Source organism: Streptomyces sp. NPDC019890 (assembly GCF_044903445.1).
Taxonomy (GTDB): Bacteria; Actinomycetota; Actinomycetes; order Streptomycetales; family Streptomycetaceae; genus Streptomyces.
This window is the reverse complement of record NZ_JBJDQK010000082.1, coordinates 1-1,963: the sequence shown is the minus strand read 5'-3', so window position 1 is coordinate 1,963 and position 1,963 is coordinate 1. Positions and strand designations below refer to the sequence as shown.

Below are 1,963 nucleotides of genomic sequence, written 5' to 3'. Positions count from 1 at the left end.
GCGGGACGGACCACTGCCGCTGCTCGCCGAGCTGCACCTGATCTCCCAGAGCCCGGACCGAGAGGCCGAGTCGCTCGTACTGCCACGCCCGGCGGCGGGATCCACCACGCTGACGGCCGAACTGCCAGTGCACCGGCGCGGGGTGTTCCGTGCGGGGCCCCTCATCGTGCGGCAACAGGACCCCTTCGGCCTCTTTCGCCAGGACACGAGGGTGGCCGACAGCCGGACCGTCCAGGTGAACCCCGCACTCGTATCGGTGGCGGTACGGGCGGCTTCCCGCACGGCCACCGCAACCGGCACCGGACGGCGGGCCACGCCCACACTCGCAGGCGATTTCTTCGCCCTGCGCGAGTACACCGCCGGAGACGATCCACGTCACATCCACTGGCTCAGCAGCGTCCGCACCGGACAGTTGCTGATCCGCCGGTCAAACGAACCGGCTCTGCCCAGCATGCACGTGCTGCTCGACCTGGATGCCTCGGCATACGACGGGGAGGAGTCCTTCGAGCACGCCGTCGACCTGACGGCCTCTCTGCTCGTCGGCGCACTCCGCGCAGGGACGGCCGCACACCTGTGGCAGCGCGACGCAGGTACCCGCCCTCGGCGAGTGGAGCACACCGGCGTACCACAGGTGCTGACTGCCCTGTCCCGGGTCCGGCCCCGCAAAGATCCGGACGGTGGTTCCGGCCGCACGGCGACCGCTACCCGGGCCGAGACCGGACGGGCGTGCACACTCTCCAAGGACTCGTGCTTCACCGTGGTCACCGGTGCGGCCCGGCCCACTCCCCCGGCATTGCCCCCTCACCTTCTCGGCCCGAGTTCACGGGTCGTCGTCATACGCCTGTCTCCCCACGGTGCAGGAAGGTACCCGGCAGGCCCGTCCGCCGGGCGTGTCACCGTTCACCACGCCGCCGACGCCGTTCACGCAGCGGCCGTATGGGCCGCGGCCGCACAACAGGCGAGCAGGGGAAGGCGCCCATGACAGGGGTCCTCGCGCCGGCGACACAGCGGCCTGCGGCAGGCAGCGCGAAGATGCGGGACGGACGCGGGATCGCCGCGCCGCTGTTCGCCGGGGCCGCGGCCTGGAGTGCCGGACTGGCCTTCCATCGAGCGTTCGGCCTCCAGCCGCTCCTGCTGCCGCTCACCGTCGCCGCGCTGACACCGGCGTTGTGCACCGCGGCCCTGGCATGGCGGCGCAGCCGACCGCCGGTGGAACGGACACTGCTAGGTTCGGTCGCGCTGGGCGTCCTGAGCTGCGCGATCGCCCTCTTCGGTGGTGCCGAAGATCTCACCGCCCTGTGGCCGGCCCTGCGTGCCACGGGCGGAGCGGCCCTGGACGGATGGGCGCGGCTGCTGAGCACCGGACTGCCGGCACCCGACGATCCGGTCCTGCTCACGTTTCCCTTTCTGACCACATGGCTGGCATCGGCGGTGGGCTCGGAGGCCGCTCTACGGGTACGGGTGCGAGCCGTCGCCTGCCTCCCAGCGACTGTCTTGATGGTCATCGCCGTGGTCTGCTGTGTGCCGGGCGTGGGGTCGGTCCTGCCACAGGCCCTCGTCTTCACCGTCTCCCTGGGGCTACTGCTCGGACAGGGTCCGACGGCGCGGCGACTGCCGGTCCGTGCCGGGAACGGACTCCAACTGCAGAACGCAACCCGCCTGACCAGCGCCACCGCACTGGCCTGGGTCGCGGTGCTGGCCGCCGTCGCCGCCGGCGTGACGCAGACGATGCCGTGGCTGCACGGTAACAACGGATATGACGTCCGGGACCGGTTCAGGACTCCTGTGCACACAGCTCCCGCCGTCGACCCGCTCGCGCAGCTTCCCCGCTGGCAGCGATCGCCCCGTCAACCCCTCTTCATCGTGACCGGCGGCGCACCCGACCGCTGGCGTCTGTGCACGCTGACCCTCTTCAACGGCGAACGCTGGTCGCTTGACGGCGCCTTCGTCCCCACAGGCGGCA

2 protein-coding genes are annotated in these 1,963 nt (G+C 71.4%); both read left to right on the top strand.

The window, feature by feature from the left end; translation table 11 throughout:
• Positions 1-982: DUF58 domain-containing protein (locus tag ACI2LP_RS34345; protein WP_404728457.1), on the top strand; the 982-nt coding region annotated here is incomplete at its 5' end.
• A partial coding sequence (locus tag ACI2LP_RS34340) for a hypothetical protein (RefSeq protein ID WP_404728456.1) occupies positions 979-1,963 on the top strand: 985 nt, incomplete at its 3' end. The genes ACI2LP_RS34345 and ACI2LP_RS34340, both read left to right, overlap by 4 nt.